The 6,192-nt window shown below is 28.3% G+C and carries 6 protein-coding genes; 2 read left to right on the forward strand and 4 right to left on the reverse strand.

The genetic code is table 11. The features are described from left to right. Positions 1-91 precede the first annotated feature (91 nt). Complete coding sequence (locus R3X25_RS13225; RefSeq protein WP_317675397.1) at positions 92-1,450, forward strand: MBL fold metallo-hydrolase; 1,359 nt, start codon at positions 92-94, stop codon at positions 1,448-1,450. Positions 1,451-1,483: 33 nt separating this feature from the next. Here R3X25_RS13225 and R3X25_RS13230 read toward each other — a convergent pair whose 3' ends face one another. Together R3X25_RS13230 and R3X25_RS13235 are read right to left on the reverse strand one after the other, a co-directional pair. Next, the gene (locus R3X25_RS13230; RefSeq protein ID WP_317675398.1) at positions 1,484-2,041 is read right to left on the reverse strand and encodes a hypothetical protein; all 558 of its coding nucleotides are present in this window, start codon (positions 2,039-2,041) and stop codon (positions 1,484-1,486) included. A gap of 77 nt (positions 2,042-2,118) precedes the next feature. Then, the gene (locus R3X25_RS13235; RefSeq protein WP_317675399.1) at positions 2,119-3,633 is read right to left on the reverse strand and encodes a helicase HerA-like domain-containing protein; all 1,515 of its coding nucleotides are present in this window, start codon (positions 3,631-3,633) and stop codon (positions 2,119-2,121) included. Positions 3,634-3,724: 91 nt separating this feature from the next. Here R3X25_RS13235 and R3X25_RS13240 point away from each other — a divergent pair, with 91 nt between their 5' ends. Further along, positions 3,725-4,372, forward strand: coding sequence for a 7-carboxy-7-deazaguanine synthase QueE (locus R3X25_RS13240; RefSeq protein ID WP_317675400.1), 648 nt, complete (start codon positions 3,725-3,727; stop codon positions 4,370-4,372). Here the strand turns inward: R3X25_RS13240 and cmk are convergent. Together cmk and porQ are read right to left on the reverse strand one after the other, a co-directional pair. Beyond that, positions 4,369-5,061, reverse strand: a complete 693-nt coding sequence (gene cmk / locus R3X25_RS13245) for a (d)CMP kinase (RefSeq protein ID WP_317675401.1) — start codon at positions 5,059-5,061, stop codon at positions 4,369-4,371. The two genes, R3X25_RS13240 and cmk, sit on opposite strands and share 4 nt — an antisense overlap. A gap of 3 nt (positions 5,062-5,064) precedes the next feature. Beyond that, a complete protein-coding gene (gene porQ / locus R3X25_RS13250) occupies positions 5,065-6,075 on the reverse strand; it encodes a type IX secretion system protein PorQ (protein ID WP_317675402.1) in 1,011 nt (336 codons plus the stop codon). Between the last annotated feature and the right edge of the window lie 117 nt (positions 6,076-6,192).

The following is a 6,192-nucleotide window of genomic DNA, read 5'->3' on the forward strand; positions in this document are numbered from 1 at the left end:
TCAAACTTAAACAATTATTTCATCTCATTTTATTTTTGTAAATTAGATACAATACTTACATCAGTTAATTTATTCACTAAAAACTATAAAAATGAAACTTACTTTTTATGGTGGCGCTGGCACAGTTACAGGATCAAAAATTTTACTAGAAGTTAATTATACAAAAATTTTAATTGATTGCGGATTATTTCAAGGATTAAAGGATTTAAGATTAAAAAACTGGGAGCCACTTCCTCTAGATTTAAATGAATTAGATTTAGTGTTATTAACACATGCGCATTTGGATCATTCTGGATATTTACCTATTCTAATAAAAAATGGTTATAGAGGAAAAATTTATTGCACTTCAGCTACAAGAGATTTAACCAAAATAATTTTATTAGATAGTGCAAAAATACAAGAAGAAGATGCTAGAAGAGCCGCTAAATATAATTATTCTAAACATACAAAACCTGTTCCTTTATATACTGTTTCAGATGTAAAAAAAACTTTAGAACATTTTAAAATTATTGAATCTAATAAATGGCTGAAAATTAATGATGAAATTGAATTAAAATTATTGAATAGTGGACATATTTTAGGTAGTGTTTTTGTAATATTAAAAATAAACGGAGAAATTTTAGTGTTCTCTGGCGATATTGGAAGAAAAAATCCAATACTTCTTCCTAAATATGAATATGTTGATAAAGCAGATTACCTAGTTATAGAATCTACTTATGGAAATAGACTACACAAAAAAACTTCTATTAATAACAAATTATTAGAGTGTATTGAGCAAACTTACGCCAAAGGAGGAGTTTTGATGATACCTACGTTTTCAGTTGAAAGAGCTCAAGAAATTATTTATTTATTAAGTATATTAAAACGAGAAAATAAACTACCAAACATTCCAATTTATTTGGACAGTCCAATGGGAGTTAATGCTACTGAAGTTTACTTCTCACATAAAAACAATCATAAACTTACATCTGAAGATATTAAAAGTATGATTGATACTGTACAACTTATTAGTGATGTTAGAGCTTCTAAAACTGTTGTTAGTGATAATAACCCTAAAATTATAATGGCTGGAAGCGGAATGATTACTGGAGGTAGAATATTACATTATTTAGATAAGTATATTGAACATAAAAAAAACAGCATTCTAATTGTCGGTTTCCAAGCAGAAGGTACACGTGGAAAAGCATTACTTTCAGGAGATTCTGAACTTAAATTTTTTGGTAAATATTACAAAATTAAAGCTGAAGTATTTAAAATAAATGCATTTTCGGGTCATGCAGATCAAAGCGAATTAATCGATTGGTTACAACATTTTAAGTCTCCACCTAAATTAACCTTTATTAATCATGGAGAGCCTCATCAAAGTCAGGCATTAAAAACAAAAATTAGAACTACTTTAAATTGGAATTGTACTGTAGCAAAAATGAACAAAACATATACGTTAGTTTAATTCTAAATATATTAAATAGAGTTTCAAAAATTATTAATTAAACCAAATAGTGAAAAATTTAACTTTTGCTATTTCAGGAATTTGATCTAAACTCACTTCTTCTCTACTAAACTGATTAAGACCTAATTCTTTTTTATCAATAGCAATAGTTGCATTTAATTCATCAATAAATAGTGTTGCAGAAGTTAATGTTGTTTCAACTTTATTTACTCTATAATTTTTATTAATCTCACTAAAAGTAGATTTTAAAGAAACACCTTTATCAGTTATATAATTTGAATCAAAAATTTGAATACTTTTAATTTTTGATAAAGAATCTTGTTGATTTTCTGGTTCAATTTCTAAAACCTTTTTACCATTTTTAGAATATACAATATACTCATCATTTTCACTAGAAAACAATTTGGCATCTTTTTCAGAATTCATAATAGCTACTAAAGAATCACTTTTAAAAATTAAAGCAAGTTCACTTACTTTTGTATCTTTAGTTAGTAAACCAACTTTACCTTTCTCTATTAAATACTGATTAGTATTTGTGCATTGAACAACTAATAATACAACAACTAATAAATAAACAATTCTTTTTAACATCAACATAAATTCTATTTGTTTAAACGTACCTAATTTTAACGAAATCTTCTCAAATTTATTTAAAACTAGGTGGTTTATTATATAACTCTTTTTAAAATTCCTAACACACCTCTAATAAAGGTTGCACTTGTTACTACCTTTAAAATAGGGTTCATACGAGTACTACTGCTTCTAGATGATGAACTTTTTGATTTTGAAACTGCTTTCTTTTTCTTTTCAACTTCCTCTTTATCGTTTATTTGTTCAATCTTATCATTCAAAATTTCATAAGCACTTTCTCTATCAATGGTTTCATTGTATTTGTAATACAATCTAGAATTTTCTATTTGAGATTTTAATTCTGTTGGTGAAAGTACGTCCATTCTACTCATTGGAGCTCGCATCATAGTTGCAGCCAATGGTGTTGGAATTCCTTTTTCATTTAAAGCTGATACAAATGCTTCACCAATTCCTAATTGAGTTAGTGTTTCATCAACATCATAATATTCAGAATCTGGATAGTTTTCTGAAGCTAATTTAATGGCTTTTCTATCTTTTGCTGTAAATGCTCTTAACGCATGCTGAACTTTTAAACCTAATTGTGCTAACACATCTTCTGGTACATCTTTAGGATTTTGAGTTACAAAAAACAATCCTACACCTTTAGACCTAATTAACTTAACAATACTCTCTATTTGTGATAACAATGCTTTTGAAGCTTCTTTAAAAATTAAATGTGCTTCATCAATAAAAATTACCAATTCAGGTTGTCCGCTATCACCTTGCTCTGGAAACGTAGAATAGACTTCGGCTAACAATTGAAGCATAAAAGTTGAAAACATTTTAGGTCTATCTTGTATATCTGTTAACCTTAAAATTGAAATTATTCCTTTTCCATCTTCATCTTGTCTAACCAAATCTTGTACATCAAAAGAGCGCTCTCCAAAAAACAAATCTCCACCTTGTTGCTCAAGTTCAACTAATTTTCGTAAAATAGCTCCGGTACTCATACTTGAAATTCTACCATATTCACGTTGCAATTCTTCTTTACCTTCATCAGTAGCAAATTGAAGAATTTTTTTAAAATCTTTTAAATCAAGTAATGGTAATTTATTATCATCACAGTATTTAAAAATAATAGAAACAATACCACTTTGCGCTTCTGTTAAATCCATAATTCTAGATAACAAAACAGGACCAAATTCTGAAATAGTAGCTCTTAACCTTGTACCTTCTTGTTCTGAAATTGTTAAAATTTCTACAGGAAACTTTTTTGCATCAAAAGGTAAACCAATAGCTGCATGACGTTCATCAATTTTTGGATGTCCAGGACTTGCTTTAGCTAATCCACTTAAATCTCCTTTTATATCCATTAATAAAACAGGAATACCATTTTCTGAAAGGTTCTCCGCCATTACTTGTAACGACTTTGTTTTACCAGTACCTGTTGCTCCAGCAATTAAACCATGTCGGTTCAGTGTTTTAAGTGGTACTTTTACAAAAGCATCTTTTATAGTTTCGCCATCTAAAATAGCAGAACCAAAAATTAAACTTTTACCCTTTGTTTTATACCCTTCAGTAATATGCTTAAAAAAAGTTTCCTTTCTACTCATTAGTTGTAATTTTTGTTAAAAATAGTATATAAAACTCAAATTAAAAATTTCAACAGATAATTAGTTTGAATTATTTAAAATAATTGTGTTTATGTATATTTGCACGATGATTGACACACAAATACAAAAACTTATAAATAAAGGTGAAATGCTACCTTTAATGGAAGAATTTTATACTATTCAAGGAGAAGGATTTCATACTGGAAAAGCAGCTTATTTTATACGTATAGGTGGTTGTGATGTTGGGTGCCATTGGTGCGATGTTAAAGAAAGTTGGAACGCAGATTTACATCCACCAACACTAGCTGAAAAAATTATTGAAAACGCTAAACAATATGCTAAAACTGTTGTAGTAACTGGTGGTGAACCTTTAATGTGGCAATTAGATTTTTTAACTAAAAAGTTACAACAAGAAGGTTTAAAAACGCATATTGAAACTTCTGGAGCGTATCCGTTATCAGGAACTTGGGATTGGATTTGCCTATCTCCAAAAAAAACAAAACTTCCTTTAGCACCTATTTATAAAAAAGCGCATGAATTAAAAGTTATTATTTCTAACAATCACGATTTTAAATTTGCAGAAGAACAAGCTTCTAAAGTTTCTGAAAACTGTGAATTATATTTACAACCAGAATGGAGTAAACGCGAAAAAATGACTTCTAAAATAGTTGAGTATGTGATGGAAAATCCACAATGGAAAATTTCACAACAAACACATAAGTATTTAAATATACCTTAAGCTACTTCTATTTTTTTTTGGACTATTCTATAAATTAATTGAAACTGCTCGTTTAAATCTAAATCTGAATTATCAATTTCAATAGCGTCATCTGCTTTTATTAAAGGAGAATCTTCTCTTGTAGAATCAATATAATCGCGCATTTGAACATTTTCTAAAATAGATTTATATGTTACATCATCTCCTCTTTTAGTAAGTTCATCATATCTACGTAAAGCTCTAGTTTCTGCAGAAGCATTTATAAAAAATTTTAATTCTGCATTTGGAAATACAACAGTACCTATATCTCTACCATCCATTACAATACCTTTCTCCTCTCCCATTTTTTGCTGTTGTTCCACCAATTTTCTTCGCACTTCAGAAACTTCAGCAACCTGACTCACAAAATTTGAAACTTCAAGAGATCTTATCATTTTTTCAACATTTAGTCCATTTAAAATTACTTCAGAAAATCCTAGTTCCTCATTAAACATAAAACCAATTTCAATAGTATTTAATGAAGCTATTAACAACTCTTTATCAAATTTAGTTTCAGTAATAAAACCTTTTTGCATGGAAAACAATGTTACTGCTCTATACATGGCACCAGTATCTACATATATATAGCCTAATTTTTTAGCCAATTGTTTTGCAATAGTGCTTTTACCAGTTGATGAAAATCCATCAATAGCGATTACAATTTTTTTCATTTTTTAATTTAAATCAATAATAAGACTAAATGTACTTGAGTTAGAAGCAGGATGATATTTAGCAAAAGCATAATTGAACTTTATTCGTCTCATTTGAAGACCGAACCCAGCTGTAAAACCAGAAAAAGTACGTTTATCATTCAACAGCAATTCCTTTGCTCTTCTAAAATTATATCCTACTCGAAGATTAAATAAACCTTCTGGAAATATTTCTGCACCTACAGATAAATGCCTAAAAGCATTATCTAAAAAATTTATACTTTCTTCATTTTCTTCGCCATCTATAGTTGTAGTAGTATTAGATGGATTAGCATAAGCAACTTTCCATTGCTGTAAATTATCTATAGTAACATGCCAAGTGATAGGAACATTCTCTAATTTATATGAAGCACCTAATTGAATTTCAAAAGGTAAATTTTCTCTTTCTTCATCATACAAAGTAACTTGATAGCCAATATTTCGTAAAGCCAATGATAAAGAATATGGTAAATGTTCATTATAAAAAAGTAAACCCAAATCAGCACCTACACCAAAAGAAGAATAGTTATCTATAACAGAATTAATCATTTTTAAATTTGCTCCAACATAAAAATCTGAATATAAAATGTTATAAGCATATCCTAAAGAAAAGGCTAGATCGTAAGCTTTAAATGTACCCGTTTCTGTACCATTTTCATCTGCACCAATAAATTTTCCATAACTTAAATATGAAATTCCTGTATGAAAAGTTCCAACATTCCGATTTATCATATGCGCATAAGAAACTGTTATTAAGTTCACATCCGCTAAAAAGTTCATATAATTCAATCCAATTTTATTGTCAATTTTATTACTTATGGTCGCTGGATTCCATAATGGCTGATTGACATCATCTAGTAAAGTGATTGCTTTCCCTCCTAACGCAGCTTGACGTGCAGAAGTAGATAAATTTAAAAAATTATATATACTTTCTCCTCCTACTTGAGCTGAAAGTAAACATGAATTTAAAAGTATGAAGTAAATTATTTTTTTCATTAATAAGTGCAAAATAAAACTAATTATTTCTAAAACGTTTAATAAAACAAAATATTTTTAATAAAATATTTGTTCATAACTTAATAAACACAAAACTAACTAAATAAATATTTTAAT

Origin of the sequence: Lutibacter sp. TH_r2 (assembly GCF_033101135.1) — a bacterium.
Classification (GTDB): domain Bacteria; phylum Bacteroidota; class Bacteroidia; order Flavobacteriales; family Flavobacteriaceae; genus Lutibacter.